The following is a 23,173-nucleotide window of genomic DNA, read 5'->3' as shown; positions in this document are numbered from 1 at the left end:
TGCAACCGGCACCCGGCTTTCCCTGCGCCCTCTGCTCAATGAGAGGGTGGAAAGTAACGCAAAGCTCGGACGCAACGCGCCGCGAGAATGCACACTCACATTCTCTCACCAACGCCACCGTCATGCCCGCGAAGGCGGGCATCCAGTATCCGGCGGCCTTTCGGCTCAAGCACTGCCGCCTCTGGAATACTGGATCGTCCGGTCAAGCCGGACGATCCAGCGGAGAGCTGTTTGAAATTCGAATCCGAATCTCATCCCCTCACCCTGAGGAGCTTGCGCAGCAAGCGTCTCGAAGGGCGAGGCCACAGGCGGGGCCTCATCCTTCGAGACGCGGCGAAGAGGCCGCTCCTCAGGATGAGGGTCTAGCAGCACCCACCAACCCTCTCACGACAGCTTGCGTTTGCTGCGCAGCCGCAGCCGCTCTTCGGCCTCGAGCTTCGCCATGCCCAAGAGATGGCTCAAGACCTCCAGGCGGTGGCGCTCCGCGAGTTTCACCAACTCGGTAACAGTCTCCGCAATGAAGGCCGCAGCCTCGTCAGGGCCGCCCTCCTCGCCGGTCTCATCCAGTTGCGATCGCTTTTCCCGACCGGAAGCCGAGCGCTTCCGGCGGCCTCCCGCCCTAGCCAAAAATTTTTTCCAAAGGCACCATTTTGGATCAAGGATAGGCCCTTTTCGGCCGCAACTCTAGGACGCATTCTGCAACTTCCTAGATATTAAGTCGTAGACCGGCTCCACCCTCTCAATATCCTTCGATTTGACAGGGGCCCCCTCAACACCCATGTTCGCCCCGACAGAGCGGATCGCGAGTCTCGCGGAGCTCGCTTTCAGTTCCTCCCCTAAGCTATTGGAATGACATGAATATCGTCATTGTGGAGTCGCCGGCCAAAGCCAAGACTATCAACAAATATCTGGGCTCCTCCTACGAGGTCCTGGCCTCGTTCGGCCATGTCCGCGACCTCCCCGCCAAGAACGGATCGGTCGATCCGGACGCCAATTTCCAGATGATCTGGGAGGTCGATCCCAAGGCTGCCGGCCGACTCAACGACATCGCCAAGGCGCTGAAAGGTGCCGACCGCCTGATTCTCGCGACCGACCCTGATCGCGAGGGCGAGGCGATCTCCTGGCACGTGCTGGAGGTGTTGAAGGAGAAGCGCGCGCTGAAGGATCAGAAGATCGAGCGCGTGGTGTTCAACGCCATCACCAAGCAGGCGGTCTCGGAAGCGATGAAGGCGCCGCGCCAGATCGATGGCGCGCTGGTCGACGCCTACATGGCGCGCCGCGCTCTCGACTATCTCGTCGGCTTCACCCTCTCCCCTGTGCTCTGGCGTAAATTGCCGGGCGCGCGTTCCGCCGGCCGGGTGCAGTCGGTGGCGCTGCGGCTGGTCTGCGACCGCGAGCTCGAGATCGAGAAATTCGTGCCGAGGGAATATTGGTCGCTGGTCGCGACGCTTCTGACCCCGCGCGGCGAAGCCTTCGAGGCACGACTCGTCGGCGCCGATGGCAAGAAGATCGCGCGGCTCGACATCGGCTCGGGCGCGGAAGCCGAAGATTTTCGTAAAGCCATCGAAGCCGCGCTGTTCAAGGTCGCGACTGTCGAGGCAAAGCCCGCGCGGCGCAATCCGCAGGCGCCCTTCACCACCTCGACGCTGCAGCAGGAGGCCAGCCGCAAGCTCGGCTTCGCGCCGGCCCACACCATGCGGATCGCGCAGCGGCTCTATGAAGGCATTGACATCGGCGGCGAGACCACCGGCCTCATCACTTATATGCGTACCGACGGTGTGCAGATCGATCCGTCCGCGATCACTCAGGCGCGCAAGGTGATCGGCGAGGACTTCGGCAACGCCTACGTGCCGGACGCGCCGCGCCAGTACCAGGCCAAGGCCAAGAACGCGCAGGAAGCGCACGAAGCGATCCGCCCGACCGACCTCTCGCGCCGGCCCAACGACCTTCGCCGACGCCTGGATAACGATCAGGCGCGACTCTACGAATTGATCTGGATCCGCACCATCGCGAGCCAGATGGAATCGGCGGAACTGGAGCGCACCACCGTCGACATCGAAGCGAAAGCCGGATCGCGCGTGCTGGAATTGCGCGCCACTGGCCAGGTGATCAAGTTCGACGGCTTCCTCGCACTCTACCAGGAAGGCCGCGACGACGAGGAGGACGAAGACTCGCGTCGCCTGCCCTCGATGAGCGCGGGCGAGCCGCTGAAGCGGCAGGATCTTGCCGTCACCCAGCATTTCACCGAGCCGCCGCCGCGCTTCTCGGAAGCGTCGCTGGTCAAGCGCATGGAAGAACTCGGCATCGGCCGGCCCTCAACCTATGCCTCGATCCTGCAGGTGCTGAAGGACCGCGGTTATGTGAAGCTCGAGAAGCGGCGCCTGTACGGCGAGGACAAGGGGCGCGTCGTGATCGCGTTCCTGGAGAACTTCTTCCGCCGCTATGTCGAATACGACTTCACCGCCGATCTCGAGGAACAGCTCGACCGCATCTCGAACAACGAGATTTCCTGGCAGCAGGTGCTGAAGGATTTCTGGCGTGACTTCATCGGCGCGGTCAACGACATCAAGGATTTGCGCGTCGCCGAGGTGCTCGACGTGCTCGATGAGATGCTGGGTCCGCACATCTATCCGCCACGCGCGGATGGCGGCGATCCCCGGCAGTGTCCGACCTGCGGCACCGGCCGGCTGAACCTCAAGGCCGGCAAGTTCGGCGCCTTCATCGGCTGCTCGAACTATCCGGAATGCCGCTACACAAGGCCGCTCGCCGCCGATTCCGAGGCTGCCGCCGACCGCGTTCTCGGCCAGGATCCGGACACCGGCTTCGACGTCACCGTGAAGGCGGGACGGTTCGGCCCCTATATCCAGCTCGGCGAGCAGAAGGATTATGCCGAAGGCGAGAAGCCGAAGCGCGCCGGGATTCCGAAGGGCACCTCACCCAACGACGTCGATCTCGAGCTCGCGCTGAAACTGTTGTCGCTGCCGCGCGAGGTCGGAAAGCATCCGGAGACGGGTGAGCCGATCACCGCGGGCATCGGCCGCTTCGGTCCGTTCGTGAAGCACGAGAAGACCTACGCCTCGCTGGAAGCCGGCGACGAAGTCTTCGACATCGGCCTCAACCGCGCGGTGACGCTGATCGCCGAGAAGATCGCGAAAGGTCCGAGCGGCCGGCGCTTCGGCGCCGATCCCGGTAAGCCGCTCGGCGATCATCCGGCGCTCGGCGCGGTCGCGCTGAAGAATGGCCGCTATGGCGCCTACGTCACCGCAGGCGGCGTCAATGCGACGATCCCGAGCGACAAGACGCCGGACGAGGTGACGCTTGCGGACGCGATCGCGCTGATCGACGAGCGCGCGGCCAAGGGCGGCGGCAAGGCGAAGGCCAAGAAAGCCAAGGCGGCAAAGTCGGCGAAGGCCGACGGCGAAGCCGGGGCAAAGCCCGCCAAGAAGGCAGCGGTTAAGAAGGCCGCAAGCAAGCCGAAATCGGATGCCGCCAGCAAGGCGCGCGAGCCGGTGAAGGCAGCGAAGACATCAGCGGCAAAACCTGCCGCAACATCGAAAGCGCCCGCGAAGAAAAGCGCGGGCAAGGCTCGAGGGTAAGTGAAACAAAAGCATGACCATGGCTTTCCGGCGCGGGACGCCATTGTCGCCTTTATCCGATCCAATCCCGGAAAAGTCGGCACGCGGGAGATCGCGCGCGAATTCGGGTTGAAGAACGCCGATCGCGTCGAGCTGAAGCGCATGCTGCGCGAGCTCGCCGACGACGGCACGATTGCCAAGCGCGGCCGCAAGATTCACGAGCCGGCCGCGCTGCCGCCGACGGTCATGGCCGACGTCACCGGCCGCGATGCCGACGGCGAGCTGATTGCGACGCCCACCGAGTGGGATACGGAAGAGAACGGCACCGCGCCGAAAATCCGCATCGTCACACCGCGCCATCAGAAACGCGGCACCACCGCCGGCGTCGGCGACCGCGCGCTGCTCCGCATCGAGATGACGGATGAAGCCGACGGCACGCCCTATCGCGGCCGCATCATCAAGGTCGTCGACCACGCCAGGACCCGCGTGCTTGGTATCTTCCGCGCGCTGCCCGAGGGCGGCGGCCGGCTGGTGCCGGTGGACAAGAAGCAGGCCGGGCGCGAACTCAACATCGCCCAGGCCGACGCCGCCGGCGCGAAAGATGGCGATCTCGTCAGCGTCGATCTCGTCCGCAGCCGTGGCTTCGGCCTCGCGTCGGGCAAGGTGAAGGAGCGGCTCGGCTCGATCGCGAGCGAAAAGGCGATCAGCCTGATCGCGATCCACGCCCATGAGATCCCGCAGGAATTTTCGCGTGGCGCCTTGCGCGAAGCGGAAGAAGCAAAGCCTGCGACGCTGCAGGGGCGCGAGGACTGGCGCGACGTCCCCCTCGTCACCATCGATCCGCCGGACGCAAAGGATCACGACGACGCGGTGCATGCGGAAGCCGACCCCGATCCGCACAACAAGGGCGGCTACGTCATCCACGTCGCCATCGCCGACGTCGCCTATTATGTGCGCCCGGGTTCGGCGCTCGATCATGATGCGCTGATCCGCGGCAATTCGGTCTACTTCCCGGACCGAGTGGTGCCGATGCTGCCCGAGCGCATCTCCAACAATCTCTGCTCGCTGGTGCCGGGCGAGCCGCGCGGCGCACTCGCGGTGCGTCTGGTGATCGGCGCCGACGGCCGCAAGCGCTCGCACACGTTCCACCGCGTGCTGATGCGCTCGGCCGCCAAGCTGCATTACGCGCAGGCGCAGGCGGCGATCGACGGCAGGCCGGACGACGTCACCGGCCCCCTGCTCGATCCGATCCTGGGGCCGCTCTGGACCGCCTACAGGCTCGTGAAGCTGGCGCGCGACGAGCGCGATCCGCTCGACCTCGATCTGCCCGAGCGCAAGATCCTCTTGAAGGCGGACGGTACGGTCGACCGCGTCATCGTCCCCGAACGTCTCGACGCGCACAAATTGATCGAGGAGTTCATGATCCTCGCCAATGTCGCCGCGGCCGAGACACTCGAGAAGAAGGGCCTGCCGCTGATCTATCGCGTGCATGATGAGCCGACGCAGGAAAAGGTTTACAACCTCCAGGAATTCCTCAAGACGCTCGATCTGCCCTTCACAAAGGCCGGCGCGCTGCGGCCGTCCGTGTTCAACAGCGTGCTGGCGCAGGTCGAAGGCGAGGATTACGAGACGCTGGTCAACGAGGTGGTGCTGCGCTCGCAGGCGCAAGCCGAATATTCCGCCGAGAATTACGGCCATTTCGGCCTGAACCTCAGGCGATACGCGCATTTCACCTCGCCGATCCGCCGCTACGCGGACCTGATCGTGCACCGTGCGCTGATCCGCGCCCTTGGGCTCGGCGATGGCGCCCTGCCCGACAGCGAAACGCCGGAGACGCTTGCCGAGATCGCCGCCGAGATTTCGATGACGGAGCGGCGCGCGATGAAGGCCGAGCGCGAGACCGCCGACCGGCTGATCGCGCATTATCTTGCCGACCGCGTCGGCGCGAGCTTTCAGGGTCGCATTTCCGGCGTCACCCGCTCCGGACTGTTCGTCAAGCTCGACGACACCGGCGCCGACGGTCTCATCCCGATCCGGACGCTCGGCACCGAATATTACGACTATGATGAGACACGGCATGCCTTGATCGGCTCCCGCAGCGGTGCCATGCATCGATTGGGTGACGTGGTCGACGTGCGTCTGGTAGAAGCTGCTCCGATCGCAGGCGCCTTGCGCTTTGAATTGCTGTCGGGCGGACAAGCCATTCCGCGCGGCAGAAAAAGCGAGGGCCGGCGCGAACGGAAGAAAGAAGTGCGTGGCGCGAAAGCGGGTCGCGCGCCGAGCAAGAAGGATCGCAAGCCGGGCAAGCAGAAGTCCGGCAAATCGAAGCGAGGCAAGTCATGGAAACGCTGAAGCCCGCAACGACGGTGTGGACCCGCGACGCCGCGTCGATCGAGCGGCGGGACCTGTGGACGGCGTTGAAGCGCGGCTTTCGTTGCCGCTGTCCGCGCTGCGGCGAAGGCAAATTGTTTCGCGCCTTCCTCAAGGTCGACGGTCACTGCCCGGTCTGCGATCTGGATTTTTCGCATCATCGCGCCGACGACCTGCCGGCCTATCTCGTCATCGTCATCGTCGGCCACTTCGTGGTGCCGCTCGCGCTGTGGATCGAGACCAACTATTCACCGCCGATTTGGCTGCAGCTCTCGATCTATCTGCCGCTGACCCTGATCTTGTCGCTGCTGCTGTTGCAGCCGATCAAGGGCGCAGTCGTGGGTTTCCAGTGGGCGATGCGGATGCACGGCTTCGATGAGAACGCGCCGGACGATATTCCGCCGGTCTGACGAAACCAGATTCAAGAATAACAAAACGGGGATGGAATGATTGAAACAGCGACCGCGATCAAGCAAGTCGAGGAAGGGAAAGAGGCCGATCATCATCCGTATTTCCGGCCTAAGGATGCCGCGACGCTGATCCTAATCGATCGCTCCAGCGCGAGGCCGAAGGTGCTGGTCGGCAAGCGCCACGACAAGGTCGTGTTCATGCCCGGCAAATATGTCTTCCCCGGCGGCCGGGTCGACAAGGCCGACAACCGCGTGCCGGTCGCCGCTCCAATCAGCAATGAACTTGAAGCCAACCTGCTCAAGGGCAGCCCGAAGATCACGCCCGGCCGAGCTCGCGCGCTGGCCAATGCGGCGATCCGCGAGGCCTGCGAAGAGACAGGTCTGTGCCTCGGCCGCAAGGTCGAGAAGCCTGGCAAGCTCGATGGTCCCTGGGCGCCGTTTGCCGATGCCGGCCTATTGCCCGATCCCTCCGGCCTGTTCCTGATCGCGCGCGCGATCACCCCACCCGGCCGCGTCCGCCGCTTCGACACGCGCTTCTTCACGGCGGATGCCTCCGCCATCGCCCACCGCGTCGAGGGCGTGGTGCATGCCGATGCGGAATTGGTCGAGCTGGTCTGGGTCGAGATCGGCTCCGAGCCATTGGCGGATGCGCATGCCATGACCAAGAACGTGCTGGCCGAGCTCGACCGCCGGCTCGCCACCGGTCCGCTCAGCCACGACGCGCCGGTGCCGTTCTTCCATTTCTACGGTGGCAGGATGCAGAAGGACATTTTGGGCGCGTGACAGGCATGTCGCGAAAGTGTGCAAAAACAAAATAATCTTCCCGGTGGCGTCGCCCAGCTTCGTGCCTATCTGGTTTTGAGCGACCCACACGGAAACGGGGCAAATGGCACAGCGTCAACTCAAGCTCGGCGCGTTCATGCGGCCGATCAGCATCCACACCGGCGCATGGCGCTATCCTGGCGCCTGGCCGGACGCCAATTTCAACTTTTCCCATATCAAGCAGCTCGCCCAGAAGCTGGAAGCCGGCAAGTTCGACGCCTTCTTCATGGCGGACCATTTGGCCGTGCTGAACATGCCGATCAATGCGCTGAAGCGCAGCCACACCGTGACCTCGTTCGAGCCGTTCACGCTGCTGTCGGCGCTCGCGACGGTCACAGAGAATATCGGCCTGGTCGCGACCGGCTCGACCACGTTCGACGAGCCCTATCACGTCGCCCGCCGCTTTGCCTCGCTCGACCATATCAGCGGCGGCCGTGCGGGCTGGAATATCGTCACCACCTCCAATCCGGATGCGGCGCTCAATTTCGGGCTCGACGACCATATGGAGCACGCCGAACGCTATCGCCGCGCGCGGGAGTTCTACGACGTCGTCACCGGCCTCTGGGATTCCTTTGCGGATGATGCCTTCGTGCGCGACGTCGAATCCGGGCTCTTCGTCGATCCCGAGAAGATGCATGTGCTAAATCATGAGGGAAAATACCTGAAGGTGCGCGGTCCCCTGAACATCGCACGCCCGGTGCAGGGCTGGCCGGTGATCGTGCAGGCCGGCGCCTCGGAGGACGGCAGGCAGCTCGCCGCGGAGACGGCGGAAGCGGTGTTCACCGGTGGCGGCAGCCTCAGCGACGGGCAGAAGCTCTACGCCGACATCAAGGGCCGCATGGACAAGCTCGGCCGCGACCGCGAGCATTTGAAGATCCTGCCCGGCGCCTTCGTCGTGGTCGGCGACAGCGTCGAGGAGGCCAAGGAGAAGCGCGCGTTGCTCGACAGCCGGGTGCATTACGACAGCGCGATCGCATCGCTCTCGGTGATTCTGGGCACCGATGCGTCCGGCTTCGATCCGGACGGGCCGTTGCCGCCGATCCCGGAAACCAATGCCAGCAAGAGCGGGCGCCAGCGCCTGGTCGACGTCGCCGCGCGCGACAAACTCACCGTGCGCCAGCTTGCGCAGCGCGTCGGCGGCTATGGCGGGCTGGCCTTCGTCGGCACACCAAAACTGATCGCTGACCAGATGGAGGAATGGCTGACGAGCTATGCTTCCGACGGCTTCAACATCATGTTCCCGTACCTACCGGGCGGGCTCTACGATTTCGTCGACAAGGTGGTCCCGGAACTGCAGAAGCGCGGGATTTTCCGCAAGGAGTACGAAGGCAAGACGCTGCGGGAGAATCTGGGCCTGCCGCGGCCGAAAAACCGGTTTTTCGCGCACTGATCCGGCCGAATTGGGCCGGTTTGGATCTGGAAAACCTTGACTTTGGGCCGATTCTGACTAGTTTGCCGGCCAAACGCGGGCCGCTTGGCCGGCTCCAGATACCCCATTATTTTCCTGAGGTTTTGACATGGCCAAGGCGGTCACCATCAAGCTCAAGCTCGTGTCGTCCGCCGACACCGGCTACTACTACGTCGCCAAGAAGAATTCGCGCACCATGACCGACAAGCTGGTCAAGAAGAAGTACGATCCGGTCGCGCGCAAGCACGTCGAATTCCGCGAAGCCAAGATCAAGTAAGATCGCGGGACACTACCCACTCGAACGGGGCCTCGCGGCCCCGTTTTTATTTTGTGGCCCGAGGACTTAGGGCTCACATGATCGCGACCTTGAACGAAGGAAATGCTGGCGGCTACTCGGTCGCATACGGCCGCGAGGACATCTACTTTCCCGTCTACATCACTGCCGCCCTCGCCGCGATCTTCTTCACAGCCGCCTGGATCACCGGCGCGGTTTACTGGCTGGCGCTCGCGGTAACGGCGGCCGGCTTTACCTACTACAACATCCCGTTGCTGGAGACCGGGCGCCCGACCATCGGCGCCAATCAGTACGGCATCTTCATCCAGGCTTTCGGCTTGATCCGCTGGCGCGCCATCGAACGCATCGACCTCGTTCAGATCGCCGAGCGCGCGATGACCGTTCATGAATTGCAGATTGCGCTCAGCATGCCCCTCAGCGGCGCGCTCGTGGCCGACTGGCGCAAGCAGCCGGCTTATCGCCGCTTGATGCGGCTGCCATGGCGCATGGACCACCGTGGCGTGGTGTGCATCAACCTGGAGCCATTCGACCGGACGCCCGACGAGATTCATCGGACGTTCCTCAGGATGTGGCGCTACTATCGGAGCTAGTGCACCACTTCACCATGCAGCGCGAGGTCGAGGCCATCGCGCTCGGCGTCCTCGTGCACGCGGAGGCCGACGAACACCTTGACCGCAGCGAGGATGATCAGGCTCACGATGGCATCGTAAACGATCACAGTGGCAACACCGACGCACTGGTTGAAGAACTGACCAGCGTTGCCCTCCAGAACGCCCGGCGTCCCCCCGTATTGCTCGACCGCAAACACGCCGGTGAGCAGTGCGCCGACGATGCCGCCAATCGCATGCACGCCAAAGCAATCCAGTGCGTCGTCATAGTGGAACGCGCGCTTCAAGCCAGTGCATCCCCAATAGCAGAAGACACCGGCGCCGATTCCGATGGCAAAGGCGCCGATCGGCGCCACGAAACCGGAAGCCGGCGTGATGGCAACGAGGCCGGCGACCGCGCCCGAGCAGATCCCGACGACGGTCGGCTTGCCCTTAAGCGTCCATTCCACCAGCATCCAGGTGAACGCAGCAACCGCCGTGGCGATCTGCGTCACCAGCATGGCCATGCCAGCCTGCATCCCTGCCGTGACGGCGGAGCCGGCGTTGAAGCCGAACCAGCCAACCCAGAGCAGAGAGGCCCCGACAAAGGTCAGCACCATGTTATGGGCAGGCCCCGTCTCCTTGCGCTTGCCGAGCATGATGGCGCACATCAGACCTGCTACGCCCGCATTGATATGCACGACGGTACCGCCGGCGAAATCGAGCACCTTCACCCATGCGTTCTCGTTGGCAGCGGCGAAGACTCCGTCGGGCCCCCAGACCCAGTGCGCAACCGGCGCATAGACCAGGATCGCCCACAGCCCGATGAACCAGAGCATGGCCGAGAATTTCATGCGCTCGGCAAATGCGCCGGCAATCAGCGCGGGCGTAATGATCGCAAATGTCATCTGAAAGCAGATGTACACGGCCTCGGGGATGGTCGGAGCAAGCGGATTGGGATTGCCAATTCCGCCCTTGCCGATGTCGCTCAGGATGTCCTTGAGAAACATGCGATCGAGCCCGCCGACAAAGGGCGTGCCAGTACGAAAAGCCATACTGTAAGTCAGGATGGCGAACAGAATGGTGACGAGGCAGGTGACCGCGAAACTAGTCATCACGGTGTCGCCGACATTCTTCTTGCGCACCATGCCGCCATAGAACAGGCCGAGGCCCGGGATCGTCATCATCAAGACGAGCGCGACGGAAGTGAGCATCCACGCCGTATCGCCGGAGTTCGGCGTGCACTTTTCAAGGACCTTGCCGCCGCAGGCCGGCGGCGCCGCGTCCTGGGCAAACGCAATGTCGCCCAGTGCGAGACTGAGGAGCGCAATTCCCAAGAAAGTCGCCAGGAAAGCAGCCGCGAATTTCACGAGCCTTTGGCTCGCAGATGTTCTTGCGTGCATCATCTTCCTCCCGTGGCAAGAGAAGTCAGCGAAAGGCTTGAGGAGAGGCTTGCCGCGCCGGCAATGCTCGCGGCTTGCTGCTCGACGGACGTCACCAAATGCCTGGCGTCGCCCGCTCGTCCAGTTCTCGCAGTGTTTTGGAGCGCCGCAATTGGCCCGCAGTGCTTGCCCAGAATTGGCAATGTACGCCCGACCTTGGGCACAAAGCTTAGGGAGCTCGGCGCCGCGGCAAGGCCGTCGAGCTTCGATGGCTGGAGATTGGCGGCGACTAGGCTCATGGCCTGCCAGCCTCTATCAGGGACGCCAAAGTCGGAAGACGCCCGTGCCGGTCTCCGACTCCCAATTCTTAGCCAGAATCAATCAAGTTTCGTGCCACCAACCATGCAGAGAAAACCTGTTGAATCAACATCGTCTCTAGTTCACCAACGCGTGAACTGGCTTGGCTACTGCCGATTTTGAAAGCACCTCACTGACTATAATTTAATCAGCCGCGATTGCCGTCCGCGTGGGGCAGCAGTCCTCTGCGGAAAATTAGCCGCCGGCGCGGACCTTACGCCGCCTTCAATAGCGGCGGCTGTGAGGGCCGCATCAGCGCGAACGCCACCTGGATGATGCCGCCGGCGAGCCCGAGCGCGACGCCGATGCGCCAGGCCATGGTGTAGGAGCCGAGCGCGTCGTACAGCAGCCCTCCTCCATAGGCGCCGAGGAAGCTGCCGATCTGGTGGCTCATGAAGGCAAGTCCCTGGATCATCGCCTGCCAGCGCAGCCCGAACATCTCCGCCACTGCGCCCGCGACCAGCGGACCGACGCCCATCCACAGGAAGCCCATGATGGCGCCGAACAGCAGCGTGGAGGCGGGCGTCGCCGGCAGCATGAAATACCAGGCGAGCGCCAGCGAGCGCAGGATGTAGATCATGCCCAGCAGCGCAAGCTTGTTCCAGCGCTGGCCGGCCCAGCCGAAGAAGAGAGAGCCGAGTACGTTAAAACCGCCAATCATGCCGAGCGTCTGCGCGCTCAGCATTGGATCGAGGCCGCAGATCGCGAGATAGGACGGCAGATGCGTGGTGAGGAAGACGAGCTGCATGCCGCAAACGAGATAGGCGCAAGTCATCACCACAAAGGAAGCATTACCGAACGCCGCTCGCGCGGCGATGGCTGCGGTGGCCTCGCCGATGTCTTCGGATGACGTCGGCTTGGGCAGCGGAACCTGGTCGATCCGACCCGCGTACCAGGCGGCAGGGATCATCGCGAGCGCCAGCACCACGAAGCCGATCAAACCGACACGCCAGCCGAAACCCTCATTGAGGAGCTGTCCGATCGGAGCCGACAGCAGGGCGCCGAGCGATCCGGCACCGGAGACAATGCCAAGCACGGTTGAGCGCACCGTCTCCGGCACCGCGCGGGCTGCGACCGACATCGCGATCGCGGCTGCCGTGCACGCAAGCGAGGTACCGATCAGGACCCCACCGCCGATCATGATGCTGATGACGCCGTGCGCGCCCGCCATGAACCCAAGGCCGGCGATATAGAGCAGCGAACCAACCACCATGATCGGGCGAAAGCCGTACCGCACCGTCATGGCGCCGGCGAGCGGTTGCAGGAAGCCCCAGGCGAGGTTCTGCACTGCCAGCGCCAGCGTGAAGTCGGACACCGAAATCCTGATGTCATGCGTCAGCGGCTGCATGAAGATGCCGAGGCTCTGCCGCAGGCCCATGCTCAGCGTGAGCATGATCGAGGCGCCGATCAGGATCGGCAGCGTGGGACGCAGGATTTGCAGCAAGGGCATTGTTTTTGTTCTCCCTATCGATGGCGGCGCAGCAAAGCCGACCTGCGATTCACGCAATTTTTAGTTACACAGACCTGTGTAACTTGGCTATAAGAGGGAGGTGCTGTCAAGCGAGTGAGATACGGAGCCGTTGCATGGCTTCTCCGCACCAGAAACAGACGATGAAGGACCGGATCCTTCAGACGGCTGACCGGTTGTTCTACCTGAAGGGCATTCGTGCCATCGGCGTCGACACGATTTCCGCCGAGATCGGCATCAGCAAGCGCACGCTCTACAACCACTTTCCGTCCAAGGACGCGCTGATCGCGGCCTATCTGGAGCATCGCTTCGTGCAGCCAAAGCCGTCGGACAAGTCACCGGTCGAGCAGATCCTCGGCACCTTCGATGCGCTGGAGCGTCGTTTCGGCGCCAAGGATTTTCGCGGCTGTCCCTTCGTCAATGCGGTCGCCGAACTCGGTGGCGAAGACAAGTCGGTGAAGGAAATCGCCATCGCTTTCAAGGAAAGCCGCCGGCTGTGGTTTCGCGATCGATTGGTCGAGCTAGGCGTTGCCGATCCGGAGGGACTTGCGACCCAACTGCAATTGCTGGTCGACGGTTCGATCGCACAGGATCTCGTCCGCGACGACCCCGCGATGGCGCGCGCCGCGAAAGACGCGGCGCGGGCGCTGTTGGAGAATGCTGGGGTGAAGGTCAGTAGCCCGGATGGAGCGGAGCGAAATCCGGGGAGCGCACGCGAGGGGTAAGACGAAACCCGGATTGCGCTTCGCTCCATCCGGGCTACGCAACTTCATCCGTAGCGGCTACGCTGCCGCTGAAACCACCCTGTTCCGGCCATCGTGCTTGGAGCGGTAGAGCGCGTTGTCGGCACGCTTGAGCACGTCGGAGACCGACTCGCCCTTGCGCTCCAGCGTGGTGAGGCCGATCGAGATCGTGACCTCGATGCGGTTGGCGCCCTTGTTGATGGCGAAGGATTCACCGGCGATCGAGCGGCGCAGGCGTTCGGCGACCATGCTGGCGACGTGAAGGTCGGTTTCCGGCATCACGATCACGAATTCCTCGCCGCCATAGCGGCACGCGAGATCAATGCCGCGGATCGATTTGCGGATCCGTGTCGCGAAGTCGCGCAGGACGTCGTCGCCGGCGTCATGACCATAGGTGTCGTTGATCGCCTTGAAGTAATCGATGTCGAGGATCATCAGCGCCAACGGCTTGCCGCGGGCGGAGGCCTGTTCACCAAGCGTCGCCAGATGGCTCTCCATGTAGCGGCGGTTATGCAGCCCGGTCAGCGCGTCCGTGATCGCCATCTCGATCGAGTTCTGCACATTGTCGCGCAGATGATCGGTATAGCGCCGGCGCCGAATCTGCGTGCGCGCCCGCGCCAGCAGTTCGTTCTTGTCGATCGGCCGCAGCAGGTAATCGTTGACGCCGATCTCAAGCCCGCGCAGCAGCCGCGCATTGTTGTCGGCATCCGAGATGGCGAGGATCGGCAATTGGCGGGTGCGCTCCAGCGAACGTGCCTGGCTGCAGAGCCGCAGGCCGTCATAATTGTCGAGGCTGAGCGAGACGATGAGCAGGTCGTAATTGCCCTCGGCGGCATTGAACAGCGCTTCGGCCGGGTTGGTCTCGACATCGACCGTATGCTCAGCGGACAGCATCGGCGCGAGCCGTTCGTAGGACGACGGCCGGTCATCGACCAGAAGGATGCGGCCGCCAAGCCCCTTGTCGGCAATCGCGCTGCGTTCGGGCGCCTGCATGCCGATCTCGAGCGAGGTGATCGCACGCATGCGCAATTCATCGGTCATCATCTTCAGTCGTGTCAGCGAGCGCACGCGTGCGATCAGCACGACGTCGGACACAGGTTTGGTCAGGAAGTCGTCGGCGCCGGCTTCCAGCCCGCGCACGCGGTCGGCGGGGCTGTCGAGCGCGGTGACGATGACCACCGGAATGAAGTGCGTGGCCGGGTTGGACTTGAGGCGACGGCATACCTCGAAGCCGTCCATGTCAGGCATCATGACGTCGAGCAGGATGATGTCGCATTCGGCACGGGCGCAGATCTGCAGAGCCTCAGCGCCGTTGGAAGCGGTCAGCACGTCGAAATATTCGGCCGACAATCGTGCTTCCAACAACTTGACGTTCGCGGGAACGTCATCGACCACGAGGATACGCGCAGACATCGAAACTCTACTCCCCTACCCGATAAAGCGTCGGACAGTCTCAATAAATTTGCCGACCGAAATTGGTTTGGACAAATAGGCCTCGCATCCGCCCTCACGGATGCGTTCCTCATCGCCCTTCATCGCGAACGCCGTGACCGCGACCACCGGGATCTTGCGCAGATCGGGATCGTCCTTGATCCAGCGCGTGACTTCGAGCCCGGAGACCTGCGGAAGTTGGATGTCCATCAGGATCAGGTCGGGATGCAGCTTGCGGACGAGATCGAGCGCCTCGAAGCCATTGCTTGTGCCGGAGGTCTGATAACCGTGCGCCTCCAGCAGGTCGCGAAAGAGCTTCATGTTGAGCTCGTTGTCCTCCACGATCAGGACGGTCTTGGCCATCCCGTCCCTCCAAAGCCGTAGGAAACAGTCCCTGATACGGTACGTCCGGTACCGCGGTCGAGCGCGTCGAAATGTAAATTCAAACTAGCGCCAGATTCGCTCAAACCCGTTAAGCCCGACCGCTATCTTGTGTGGCGTGGTTTCCACTTGCTTGAACAGGTCCGAAAGACTCGGGCATGATGCGTGTCATTAGAGAACATAAGTTAACGGAAAGGCAAACCGACCGTTGAAAAAGCCTGTTCAAAACCCCCGTGAAGTAGCTGAAATCGTTGCGGTTCAGGCGCTTGGTTTCATCGCCGGCGACCCCGAACGGCTGGGCCTGTTCCTGGCCGAGACGGGAATCGGCCCCGAGACGCTCCGCTCCGCCGCCTCCGACCCAAAGTTCCTTAGCTCGGTGCTCGATTTCGTGATGCGGGACGATGCGACCGTGCAAGCGTTTGCGAAGGCTTCCGAGCTGCACCCGACCAATATTGCCGCGGCCCACCAGGTCCTGAACGATCCCAAATGGGAACGCGACGTGCCGTGAGCGCGGCGCTCACGAGCAACGGCCCCCGCTGCTTCTGCCGGGATTGCCTCGGCGACCTCGACTTCAAGGCAAGGCGCTGCAGCCATTGCGGCTCGCCGCGCCTGGTTCGCCATCACGCCCTGCCGCGGCTTGCCCTGGCGCATATCGATTGCGACGCCTTCTACGCCACGGTCGAGAAACGCGACAACGCTGATCTCGCCGACAAGCCCGTCATCATCGGCGGCGGCAAGCGCGGCGTGGTTTCGGCCGCCTGCTACGTCGCGCGGACCTTTGGCGTGCGCTCGGCCATGCCGATGTTCAAGGCGATCGAGCTTTGCCCGTCCGCGACCGTGATCCCGCCGGATATGGCGAAGTACGTCCGCGTCGGCCGCGAGGTGCGCCACGCGATGCAGGCGCTGACGCCCCTGGTCGAGCCGTTGTCGATCGACGAGGCCTTCCTCGATCTCTCAGGCACCGAGCGCGTCCACGGCATGATCCCGGCGAAGGTGCTGGCGGGCTTTGCCCGCGACGTCGAGCGCAATATCGGCATCACGGTGTCTGTCGGGCTGTCCTGCAACAAGTTTCTGGCCAAGATCGCCTCCGACCTCGACAAGCCGCGCGGCTTCGCCACGCTCGACCAGGACGAAGCGCGCGAGATGCTCGCGGACAAGCCGGTTGGATTCATCTTCGGCGTCGGGCCTGCGACCCAGGAAAGGCTGATCCAGCGGGGCTTTCGCACCATCGCCGACCTGCAGCGCGCGGACGAGAACGAGCTGATGAAGCAGTTCGCGAGCGAGGGCCGTAGATTGTGGCGGCTCGCGCGCGGCATCGACGACCGTCGCGTGGTAGCCGATCGCGGCGCCAAGACGATCTCGAGCGAGACCACGTTCGAGAACGACATCCGCGATTTCGTCACGCTGGAAAGGCTGCTGTGGAGATTGTCCGAGAAGGTCTCGGCGCGGCTGAAGAACAGCGAGCTTGCAGGCTCCACCATCACGTTGAAGCTGAAGACCGCCGATTTCCGCCCGCGCACCCGCTCGCAATCGATCGCGGCGCCGACCCAGCTCGCCGGAAAGATCTTTGCGGTGTCGCGCGAGATGCTGGCGAAGGAGATCGACGGCACCGCCTTCCGCCTGATGGGTGTCGGCGTCAGCGCGCTGCGGCCGGGATCGGCGGCCGACGACACCGACATGCTCGACCGACGCTCCGCCCACGCCGAGCGCGCGATGGATGACCTGCGGAAGAAATTCGGAAACGCCGCGGTGATTAGGGGAATTTCTTACAAGGGGCCAGCGAAGACGGAGTGACGTCGTCCGTCTTTCCGTTGTCATTGCCGGGCTTGACCCGGCAATCCATCCACTCCGAAAGGAATCTTCTGAAGGGTGATGGATGCGCGGGTCAAGCCCGCGCATGACGAGGTGAGCCCAACGGCCCCCTATCACTTACACGGCTTCGTGTCCTTGACGTCGAACTTGCCCATCGCGCCTGAGATCACGAAGTCATTGTAATCCAGCACCAGCGCACGGGAGACGCCGTTCTCGTAGAGCTCGAACGACATCGCATAGACCGGCGTCTGCTCACCATCAACGGCCTTGGCATCGCGGTCGTAATAGCTCACCGTCACCGGCCACCGGGTCATCGATTTCATCGCATCGTTCGTGGTCGAAGCATCGGGCGACGCCGGCGCGCGCTCGCCGGGGATCGGCTGTCCGATCACAGAAAGCGTGTTGTAGACCTTTTCGCCGTTGTCGGAACCGTCATAGACCGTGAGCTCGAGCACGCTCTTGCCCTCGCGCGCGGCGGCGATGATGTGCTGGATCTGCTCGGTCGGGAATACGACTTTGCCGTCGAGCTGAAAGGTCTTCGCCACCGGCTGCTTCAGCTTGACTGTGATGTGGTCGCCCACCCGCTCCGCCACGCCATCCACCGGCGCGGAATCGCCGTCGTTCATCCGCGTATCGATCTTGAACCGGTAGCTCTTGCCGGCGGCATCCTCCCAGGACGAAGAGCGCAGGTCGGAGAGCGTGACCTTGCCCTCGCCGCTGTCGAGCTCCGATACCTGGCGGAATTCGGATGTGTAGCCCTCGCAGGTGCTGCCGGAGAAATTATAGAGGATGCGCCCGCGCACGCTGCTGATCGCGTTGGAGCCGCGCGACTTCACGAGATTGAGATCGTAGAGCGCCTGATGCGACAAAAACGGCACCGTTCCGGCCGTAGCCGCTCCGTTGGTGAATCCCGATCCTGCGGCTACGGCAATGGTCATCGCCAAAACGCGAGGCGGAATCCGGAACAGGCGGGCCATGTATATCCCTTTAGGAAACGGACGATTCGTCACAATAGTGACGGCTCTATTGCGCCGCAACTGGGGCAGTTTCACAAAAAGGTAACGCCGAGAACGCGAGCGACGCGTTTTTTGGCATATTTCATCGGGGTTTACGCAGCAAAGCGCCGTTCTTGACCGATCCGCGGCCGACTTGAAAGCGGCGGCACGATGCGCGAAACAATGCGCCCTGATTGTCACTGAACCCGGGGACGGAAAACATGGCAGGTACGGTCGAACAGAAACTGGCGGCACAGGGGATCACCCTGCCCGAGCCCGCCGCTCCCGTGGCGAACTATGTCGGCTTCGTTCGTACCGGCAATCTGCTGTTCGTCTCCGGCCAGCTTTGCTTCGATGCCCAGGGCAAGCTGATCGCCAAGGGCAAGCTGGGTGCAGGCGTCACCCTCGAGCAGGGTGCTGCTGCCGCCCGCGGCTGCGCGATCAACCTGTTTGCCCAGATCAAGGCCGCGCTCGGCGACCTCGACAAGGTCGCGCGCGTGGTGCGGCTCGGCGGCTTCATCAATTCGACACCCGACTTCCTGGACGCGCCGAAGGTGCTGAACGGCGCCTCGGATCTGATGGTAGCCGCCTTCGGCGACAAGGGCCGGCACGCCCGAACCACCGTTGGCGTCGCTTCGCTGCCGGCGGACGCCGCTGTGGAAGTCGAAGGATTGTTCGAGGTCATCTGAGCGATGCGGGCTCCTGACTGGCTGACGGCGCGGCCGGTCGCCCATCGCGGCCTGCATGATGTTGCGCGCGGCATCATCGAGAACATGCCGGCGGCGGCGGAAGCCGCCATCGCGGGCAATTTCACCATCGAGTGCGATATCCAGCTCACGGCCGACGGCGAGGCCATGGTGCATCACGACGATGCGCTCGGCCGGCTCACCGAGGGCTCGGGCCTCCTGCTCACCAAGACGGCGGCCGAACTGAAGGCTGTCAGATTCAAGGACACCGACGAACGCATGATGTCGCTTGGCGACCTCTGCGCGCTGGTTGCCGGCCGCGTGCCGCTCCTGGTCGAGGTGAAAAGCCATTTTGACGGCGACCGCAAATTGGTGAAGCGGATGGCGGAGGTGCTGAGCAGCTATTCCGGGCCCGTGGTCGGCATGTCGTTCGACCCGGACCAGGTGCTGGCGCTGCGTGAGATCATGCCAAGGCTGCACCGCGGCATCACCGCCCAGCGCAACTATGACGACGGGTATTGGGCCAAGCTGACACCGGCACAGCGCGACAGCATGCTCTACCTGCGCCATGGCTTCCGCACCGAGCCGCATTTCGTCGCCTACTGGATCGACCAGTTGCCGGCGCCCGCGCCCTGGATCGCGCGCAACCTGTTCGGCTGCCCGCTACTGGCCTGGACCGTGCGCACGCCGGAGCAACGCGCGAGAGCGGCGCGCTATGCCGACCAGATGATCTTCGAAGGTTTCATGCCGGGAACCTGACATGTGGCTGGCGGCCTTGAAGTCGGCATTGCGATGCACGATCTTTGTAGGGCGCAGGTCACCATGGGCGATGGCCGCTCGCACGGGGGACCGGTTCAAACTCTCAATGGCCTCATCCGAAATCACCCTCGAAGCGGTTCCGTCCGTCAGCGATATCAAGGCTGCGGATTGGGACGCCTGCGCCAATCCGACGGTCGATCCCGGCTCGCTTGATGCTCTCGACACGCTGGCTTTACCCAGTGCTGGAGGCCTCGCATGCATCCACGCAAAACCCTCTTATAACCCCTTCGTTTCGCACGCCTTTTTTGCGGCCTTGGAGGCTTCCGGCTCGGCCGTCGCGCGGACCGGCTGGGGGCCACGGCATCTCCTGGCCAGGCTGGACGGCGAGATCGTCGGGATCGTCCCCTGCTATCTCAAGTCCCACTCCCAGGGCGAATATGTCTTCGATCGCGGCTGGGCCGACGCCTATGAGCGCGCCGGCGGCCGGTATTATCCGAAGCTCCAGGTGTCGGTGCCCTTCACGCCCGCCACCGGGCCGCGTCTCCTGCTTCGCAACGGCATCCACCGTGAGCAGATCAGGTCGGCGCTTGCCCATGGCCTGATGGCGCTATGCGAGGCCACCGAGGCCTCCTCGGCGCATGTGACCTTTGCAAGCGAGGACGAAGCGAAGTTCCTCGGCGGACATGGTTTTCTGCAGCGGACCGACCAGCAGTTCCACTGGCACAATGACGGCTTCAAGACCTTCGACGATTTCCTCGCCACGCTGAATTCACGCCACCGCAAGGCGATCAAGCGCGAGCGGCGCGAGGCGCTTGCGGCCGGTGTCACGATCCACTGGCTGACGGGCGAGGAGATCACCGAGGATGCGTGGGACGCATTTTTCGACTTCTACATGGAGACCGGCTCGCGCAAATGGGGCCGGCCGTACCTAAACCGGAAATTCTTCTCGCTGATCGGCGAGAGCATGGCCAAGGACGTGCTGCTGGTCATGGCGAAGCGCAATGGACGCTGGATCGCAGGAGCCATCAACTTCATCGGCTCGGACACGCTGTTCGGCCGCAACTGGGGCGCGACCGAGCACCATCCCTTCCTGCATTTCGAGGTCTGCTATTATCAGGCGATCGATTTCGCCATCCAGAGCGGATTGCAGGTGGTCGAGGCCGGCGCGCAAGGAGAGCACAAGCTCGCGCGCGGATATCTGCCGCAGACCACCTATTCCGCCCATTACATCGCCGACCCGGGCCTGCGCCGGGCGATCGCCGATTACCTCAAGCGCGAGCGCGCCTATGTCGCCGAGGTCGGCCGCGAGCTCTCCGAGGCTGGCCCGTTCCGCAAGGGCGGCGACGAGAGTTAAGCTTTCTGCTAGGAGCTGTGTCTTCTGCAAGACACGTGATTTGAGGAGCCGACGCCATGCCCACCGCCTATGATCCCAACAACATCTTCGCCAAGATCCTGCGCGGTGAACTGCCCTGCTACAAGGTCTATGAGGACGAGCATGTCTTCGCCTTCCTCGACATCATGCCGCGTTCGCCCGGCCACACGCTGGTGATCCCGAAGGCCCCGGCCCGCAACATCTTCGACATCTCGCCCGAGGACTACGCCCATGTCGCGCGCGGCGCGCAGAAGATCGCTGCTGCGGCGATGAAGGCCTTCCAGGCCGACGGCATCACCGTGCAGCAGTTCAACGAGCCGGCCGGCGGCCAGGTCGTCTTCCACCTCCACATGCATGTGATGCCGCGCCAGGACGGCGTCGCGCTGTTGCCGCCCGCAAGCCGCAAGGAGGATGTGAAGGTGCTGGAGGACAATGCGACCAAGCTGATCGCCGCGCTGGGGTAACGGCTCTCTCCCCTTGTCATTCCGGGATCCGCCAGGCGCAGGCCCGGAATCCATCGGACCGCATGCGCTGCGGAGAAATGGATTCCGGGCTCGCGCTGCGCGCGCCCCGGAATGACCGGACGAGAAAATCACTCCGTCTCGAAATCACCGGGCTGTGGCGGCGCAAGCGGCGTGAACTCGCAGCGATCGGGCTTGATGTCGAGCAGCGGCGTCTCGTCGAGACAGTCCAATCCGCGCACCAGGATGACGTTGCCCTGGACGCCGACCAGCTTTACGATCGAAGTCGCGATCGGGTTCGGCCGCACCGGTGAGCGCAGCGAGAAGGCGCCGCGGGTTTTTCCGTTGCTCTTCGGGCTCTGCAGCACGAGGTCGCGGCGCGACTGGTGCAGCCAGTAGAGCACCTCGAGATTCTCGTAGAAATCGACGCCCTTCATGGCGGGCACCCATGGCTCGAAAATCTCCAGACGACAGACGGGGCCGTCATGGCGGCCCTGCCGCGGCGTTATCAGCCGCGAGGTCCAGGGCGTGCGGATGCGGCCGATGAAGATCAGGCCGGCGTCCTGTGCCGGCGGCATCTCGATGGCGACTTCGCCCGGGCGTATCTCACCTTCTCGAACCATGTCTCAATCCACAGATAGCTGCTTGCCTATCGACAGTAACGCATTGCGCGGCGGCTGCAATCAGCCGAGCCACCATTGGCCGCCGACCAGGATCACTTCGCCGATGGCCACGCCTGCGAAGATCGATTTCCGCGACAGCGTGAACGCGGCAAAGCCTGCGGCCACGGCCCCATAGCGCAACAGGGCCGGAACGCTTGCGAGCGCGCCGGGCGGCTGCACCACGATCTGCGCGATGACCCCGGCCAGGATCGCGGTCGCGACTGCCCTCACCCACACAAGAAGCTCGGAGCCCTCATCGAGCCCGCCGCCAAACCACAGGCCCAGCATGCGCCAGATCTGGTTGGGGATCACGCCGGCCACGAACAGGACCACGAGCGCGTGCCAGTCGCCGATGAAGGTGCTCATGCGATCGCCTTTGCCCTTGCCCGGTGCACACCATAGGCGATGGTGCCGGCGACGACGCCGCTGACCAGAATGTCGAGGCCGCTGTTGAGCAGCGTCGCCAATGGATACAGCGCCAGTCCCAGCGCGAGTGCGACACCGTCGGCAAGCTCGCGGCAATTGCGCGCGGTCGAGAACAGGAACGCCAGCGGCGTCAGCATCAGGATCGCCGCGGCGAAGAGCTGCGAGAGATTGGCGGCCAGCAGGTAGCCGATCGTGTTGGCCACCACAGAGAGAAAGACCAACCCGCAACCGAGCCCATGAATGAAGGCGATGCGGCGCTCCCGCGGCACCTGTGGCAGAAAGCGATGGCATTCGACCCACAGCGTGACGGCGGTGAGATGCGCCACCAGGATCAGGTGCCGCCGTTTTGTCTTTGGCGTCCGCATCATCGGCAGGACGGACACCACCATCGGAAACAGGCGGATGGCGCTGACGCTCACCGCGATCGCCGATTGCAGGATGGTCGCGCCGGAGCCCAGCGTCGACACCAGGATGATCTGGGCCGGTCCAGCCCAGACGAACACCGTGCTCGCCAACGTCCAGGCCAGCGAGAAATGCGTGTCATGCGCCAGCGCCCCGATGCCGAGATAGGTCGCGAACAGCACCAGCGCCAGGATGGTCGATCCGACCGACCGCACGCCCCAGAAGAAGGCGCGGAATGAGCTGTGCCATTGCGGGGAATCGAGCGGAGGAAGCGCCACGGCGGACCAGAGAGAGGTTTGAATTGAGCGGCATAGGGCGGATGAAGCGGGGCGGCGTCAAGCAAGCGCGCCTCAGGGCTGGCATGCAGCT

Annotated in this window: 23 protein-coding genes; 14 read left to right on the top strand and 9 right to left on the bottom strand. The window is 63.6% G+C overall.

Annotated elements, in window-relative coordinates:
• Positions 1-384: 384 nt before the first annotated feature.
• Positions 385-627 (bottom strand): hypothetical protein, encoded by a 243-nt coding sequence (locus CWO89_RS19630; protein WP_165421243.1) that lies wholly within the window; start codon positions 625-627, stop codon positions 385-387.
• Between the two features lie 227 nt (positions 628-854).
• Here CWO89_RS19630 and topA point away from each other — a divergent pair, with 227 nt between their 5' ends.
• From topA to CWO89_RS19595, 7 genes are all read left to right on the top strand, one after another.
• A complete protein-coding gene (gene topA, locus CWO89_RS19625) occupies positions 855-3,596 on the top strand; it encodes a type I DNA topoisomerase (RefSeq protein ID WP_130580392.1) in 2,742 nt (913 codons plus the stop codon).
• A complete protein-coding gene (gene rnr / locus CWO89_RS19620) occupies positions 3,597-5,927 on the top strand; it encodes a ribonuclease R (protein WP_130580391.1) in 2,331 nt (776 codons plus the stop codon).
• Positions 5,915-6,355 (top strand): DUF983 domain-containing protein, encoded by a 441-nt coding sequence (locus CWO89_RS19615; protein ID WP_130580390.1) that lies wholly within the window; start codon positions 5,915-5,917, stop codon positions 6,353-6,355. The genes rnr and CWO89_RS19615 overlap by 13 nt, the downstream gene beginning before the upstream one ends.
• A 36-nt stretch (positions 6,356-6,391) precedes the next feature.
• Complete coding sequence (locus tag CWO89_RS19610; protein ID WP_130580389.1) at positions 6,392-7,138, top strand: NUDIX hydrolase; 747 nt, start codon at positions 6,392-6,394, stop codon at positions 7,136-7,138.
• A gap of 103 nt (positions 7,139-7,241) precedes the next feature.
• Positions 7,242-8,567 (top strand): LLM class flavin-dependent oxidoreductase, encoded by a 1,326-nt coding sequence (locus CWO89_RS19605; protein WP_130580388.1) that lies wholly within the window; start codon positions 7,242-7,244, stop codon positions 8,565-8,567.
• 127 nt (positions 8,568-8,694) lie between these two features.
• Positions 8,695-8,862: a 50S ribosomal protein L33 gene (gene rpmG, locus CWO89_RS19600; protein ID WP_130580387.1), complete on the top strand. Its 168-nt coding sequence runs from the start codon at positions 8,695-8,697 to the stop codon at positions 8,860-8,862.
• A gap of 77 nt (positions 8,863-8,939) precedes the next feature.
• On the top strand, positions 8,940-9,470 hold the full coding sequence (locus CWO89_RS19595) for a hypothetical protein (protein ID WP_130580386.1): 531 nt from the start codon (positions 8,940-8,942) through the stop codon (positions 9,468-9,470).
• On the opposite strand, the gene CWO89_RS19590 is transcribed toward CWO89_RS19595, so the two are convergent.
• Positions 9,467-10,873, bottom strand: coding sequence for an ammonium transporter (locus CWO89_RS19590; protein ID WP_130580385.1), 1,407 nt, complete (start codon positions 10,871-10,873; stop codon positions 9,467-9,469). The two genes, CWO89_RS19595 and CWO89_RS19590, sit on opposite strands and share 4 nt — an antisense overlap.
• 547 nt (positions 10,874-11,420) lie before the next feature.
• Positions 11,421-12,656 carry an MFS transporter gene (locus CWO89_RS19585; RefSeq protein ID WP_130580384.1) on the bottom strand — a complete coding sequence of 412 codons (1,236 nt, stop codon included), beginning with the start codon at positions 12,654-12,656 and terminating at the stop codon, positions 11,421-11,423.
• A 134-nt stretch (positions 12,657-12,790) separates the two neighbouring features.
• On the opposite strand from CWO89_RS19585, the gene CWO89_RS19580 reads away from it, so the two are divergent.
• A complete protein-coding gene (locus tag CWO89_RS19580) occupies positions 12,791-13,399 on the top strand; it encodes a TetR/AcrR family transcriptional regulator (RefSeq protein ID WP_130580383.1) in 609 nt (202 codons plus the stop codon).
• 57 nt (positions 13,400-13,456) lie between these two features.
• Here CWO89_RS19580 and CWO89_RS19575 read toward each other — a convergent pair whose 3' ends face one another.
• Entirely contained in the window at positions 13,457-14,830 is a 1,374-nt protein-coding gene (locus CWO89_RS19575; RefSeq protein WP_130580382.1) for a PleD family two-component system response regulator, read from the bottom strand.
• Positions 14,831-14,845: 15 nt separating this feature from the next.
• Positions 14,846-15,211: a response regulator gene (locus CWO89_RS19570; protein WP_027581229.1), complete on the bottom strand. Its 366-nt coding sequence runs from the start codon at positions 15,209-15,211 to the stop codon at positions 14,846-14,848.
• 226 nt (positions 15,212-15,437) lie between these two features.
• Between CWO89_RS19570 and CWO89_RS19565 the strand changes: the two genes are divergently transcribed.
• On the top strand, positions 15,438-15,737 hold the full coding sequence (locus tag CWO89_RS19565; protein ID WP_028163956.1) for a DUF3572 domain-containing protein: 300 nt from the start codon (positions 15,438-15,440) through the stop codon (positions 15,735-15,737).
• A complete protein-coding gene (locus CWO89_RS19560; protein WP_130580381.1) occupies positions 15,716-17,023 on the top strand; it encodes a DNA polymerase IV in 1,308 nt (435 codons plus the stop codon). The genes CWO89_RS19565 and CWO89_RS19560 overlap by 22 nt, the downstream gene beginning before the upstream one ends.
• A 131-nt stretch (positions 17,024-17,154) precedes the next feature.
• Here the strand turns inward: CWO89_RS19560 and CWO89_RS19555 are convergent, their stop codons facing one another.
• On the bottom strand, positions 17,155-18,018 hold the full coding sequence (locus tag CWO89_RS19555) for a cell envelope integrity EipB family protein (RefSeq protein ID WP_207234521.1): 864 nt from the start codon (positions 18,016-18,018) through the stop codon (positions 17,155-17,157).
• A gap of 239 nt (positions 18,019-18,257) precedes the next feature.
• Between CWO89_RS19555 and CWO89_RS19550 the strand changes: the two genes are divergently transcribed.
• The 4 genes from CWO89_RS19550 to CWO89_RS19535 all read left to right on the top strand — a co-directional run bounded on the left by CWO89_RS19550 (position 18,258) and on the right by CWO89_RS19535 (position 21,317).
• Positions 18,258-18,725, top strand: coding sequence for a RidA family protein (locus CWO89_RS19550; RefSeq protein ID WP_130580379.1), 468 nt, complete (start codon positions 18,258-18,260; stop codon positions 18,723-18,725).
• A gap of 3 nt (positions 18,726-18,728) precedes the next feature.
• The gene (locus CWO89_RS19545) at positions 18,729-19,481 is read left to right on the top strand and encodes a glycerophosphodiester phosphodiesterase (protein WP_130580378.1); all 753 of its coding nucleotides are present in this window, start codon (positions 18,729-18,731) and stop codon (positions 19,479-19,481) included.
• A 106-nt stretch (positions 19,482-19,587) separates the two neighbouring features.
• Positions 19,588-20,835, top strand: a complete 1,248-nt coding sequence (locus tag CWO89_RS19540; RefSeq protein ID WP_130580377.1) for a GNAT family N-acetyltransferase — start codon at positions 19,588-19,590, stop codon at positions 20,833-20,835.
• Positions 20,836-20,891: 56 nt separating this feature from the next.
• On the top strand, positions 20,892-21,317 hold the full coding sequence (locus CWO89_RS19535) for an HIT family protein (RefSeq protein WP_130580376.1): 426 nt from the start codon (positions 20,892-20,894) through the stop codon (positions 21,315-21,317).
• 128 nt (positions 21,318-21,445) lie between these two features.
• Here CWO89_RS19535 and tsaA read toward each other — a convergent pair whose 3' ends face one another.
• From tsaA to CWO89_RS19520, 3 genes are read right to left on the bottom strand one after another with little or no spacing between them, the layout of a single operon-like run.
• Positions 21,446-21,937, bottom strand: a complete 492-nt coding sequence (tsaA, locus tag CWO89_RS19530; protein ID WP_130580375.1) for a tRNA (N6-threonylcarbamoyladenosine(37)-N6)-methyltransferase TrmO — start codon at positions 21,935-21,937, stop codon at positions 21,446-21,448.
• A gap of 60 nt (positions 21,938-21,997) precedes the next feature.
• The gene (locus CWO89_RS19525; RefSeq protein WP_130580374.1) at positions 21,998-22,342 is read right to left on the bottom strand and encodes an AzlD domain-containing protein; all 345 of its coding nucleotides are present in this window, start codon (positions 22,340-22,342) and stop codon (positions 21,998-22,000) included.
• Positions 22,339-23,082 carry an AzlC family ABC transporter permease gene (locus CWO89_RS19520; protein WP_130580373.1) on the bottom strand — a complete coding sequence of 248 codons (744 nt, stop codon included), beginning with the start codon at positions 23,080-23,082 and terminating at the stop codon, positions 22,339-22,341. The genes CWO89_RS19525 and CWO89_RS19520 overlap by 4 nt, the downstream gene beginning before the upstream one ends.
• Positions 23,083-23,173: the final 91 nt, after the last annotated feature.

This window comes from Bradyrhizobium sp. Leo170 (assembly GCF_004296405.1).
In the GTDB taxonomy this organism is placed as follows: Bacteria; Pseudomonadota; Alphaproteobacteria; order Rhizobiales; family Xanthobacteraceae; genus Bradyrhizobium.
This window is presented reverse-complemented; position numbering and strand designations above follow the sequence as displayed.

Bases quoted from the DNA above. Each gene is read 5' to 3' on its own strand.
- topA (WP_130580392.1), top strand. From the start codon at position 855: ATGAATATCGTCATTGTGGAGTCGCCGGCCAAAGCCAAGACTATCAAC.
- CWO89_RS19615 (WP_130580390.1), top strand. From the start codon at position 5,915: ATGGAAACGCTGAAGCCCGCAACGACGGTGTGGACCCGCGACGCCGCG.
- CWO89_RS19610 (WP_130580389.1), top strand. From the start codon at position 6,392: ATGATTGAAACAGCGACCGCGATCAAGCAAGTCGAGGAAGGGAAAGAG.
- CWO89_RS19605 (WP_130580388.1), top strand. From the start codon at position 7,242: ATGGCACAGCGTCAACTCAAGCTCGGCGCGTTCATGCGGCCGATCAGC.
- rpmG (WP_130580387.1), top strand. From the start codon at position 8,695: ATGGCCAAGGCGGTCACCATCAAGCTCAAGCTCGTGTCGTCCGCCGAC.
- CWO89_RS19595 (WP_130580386.1), top strand. From the start codon at position 8,940: ATGATCGCGACCTTGAACGAAGGAAATGCTGGCGGCTACTCGGTCGCA.
- CWO89_RS19590 (WP_130580385.1), bottom strand. From the start codon at position 10,873: ATGATGCACGCAAGAACATCTGCGAGCCAAAGGCTCGTGAAATTCGCG.
- CWO89_RS19585 (WP_130580384.1), bottom strand. From the start codon at position 12,656: ATGCCCTTGCTGCAAATCCTGCGTCCCACGCTGCCGATCCTGATCGGC.
- CWO89_RS19580 (WP_130580383.1), top strand. From the start codon at position 12,791: ATGGCTTCTCCGCACCAGAAACAGACGATGAAGGACCGGATCCTTCAG.
- CWO89_RS19575 (WP_130580382.1), bottom strand. From the start codon at position 14,830: ATGTCTGCGCGTATCCTCGTGGTCGATGACGTTCCCGCGAACGTCAAG.
- CWO89_RS19570 (WP_027581229.1), bottom strand. From the start codon at position 15,211: ATGGCCAAGACCGTCCTGATCGTGGAGGACAACGAGCTCAACATGAAG.
- CWO89_RS19560 (WP_130580381.1), top strand. From the start codon at position 15,716: ATGGGAACGCGACGTGCCGTGAGCGCGGCGCTCACGAGCAACGGCCCC.
- CWO89_RS19555 (WP_207234521.1), bottom strand. From the start codon at position 18,018: ATGGCCCGCCTGTTCCGGATTCCGCCTCGCGTTTTGGCGATGACCATT.
- CWO89_RS19550 (WP_130580379.1), top strand. From the start codon at position 18,258: ATGGCAGGTACGGTCGAACAGAAACTGGCGGCACAGGGGATCACCCTG.
- CWO89_RS19545 (WP_130580378.1), top strand. From the start codon at position 18,729: ATGCGGGCTCCTGACTGGCTGACGGCGCGGCCGGTCGCCCATCGCGGC.
- CWO89_RS19540 (WP_130580377.1), top strand. From the start codon at position 19,588: ATGGCCTCATCCGAAATCACCCTCGAAGCGGTTCCGTCCGTCAGCGAT.
- CWO89_RS19535 (WP_130580376.1), top strand. From the start codon at position 20,892: ATGCCCACCGCCTATGATCCCAACAACATCTTCGCCAAGATCCTGCGC.
- tsaA (WP_130580375.1), bottom strand. From the start codon at position 21,937: ATGGTTCGAGAAGGTGAGATACGCCCGGGCGAAGTCGCCATCGAGATG.
- CWO89_RS19525 (WP_130580374.1), bottom strand. From the start codon at position 22,342: ATGAGCACCTTCATCGGCGACTGGCACGCGCTCGTGGTCCTGTTCGTG.